Genomic DNA, 529 nt, shown 5'->3' with positions numbered 1-529 from the left:
GCCGTTTTGCGGTTTCTAGGCCTGAGCCTTCGTCCGTAGGACAATACGCGCTGCCATTCTTCTTACCGAACCCTCATTGATGTTTGCCCTTTTTGACGACGCCGGAAAATTCCAGGCTGGCCGTGTGATGTCCGAAGCCGACAGCTCCATGCAGATCGAGCTTGACTCGGGCAAGCGCGTGAAGGCGAAAAACGCCAACGTGTTGATCAAATTCGCCAAGCCGAACCCGGCCGACGTGCTGACCCAGGGCGCCGCCCAGGCCACCGAGATTGACCTGGACCTGGTCTGGGAAGTCGCCCCCGAGGACGAGTTTGGGTTTGAAGACCTGGCCAAGGAATACTTCAGCGACAAGGCCGACGCCGTGCAACAGGCGGCCATGTTGTTCCGCCTGTACGACGCGCCGCACTATTTCCACCGCCGTGGCAAGGGCCGCTTCCGCAAGGCGCCAGAGGACATCCTCAAGCAGGCCCTGCTGGCCATCGAGCGCAAGAAGCAAATCGCCGCGCAGATCGAATCGTGGACCGAGGAC

1 pseudogene is annotated in these 529 nt (G+C 60.7%); it reads left to right on the top strand.

The features are described 5' to 3' along the window. Positions 1–79 precede the first annotated feature (79 nt). Positions 80–529, top strand: a pseudogene (locus tag ACU8YE_RS24220) (RNB domain-containing ribonuclease); the annotation flags it as partial.

Source organism: Ralstonia sp. VS2407, from assembly GCF_052950655.1.
The sequence above is the reverse complement of the archived record's forward strand: the minus strand, read 5'-3'. Positions and strand labels throughout refer to the sequence as shown.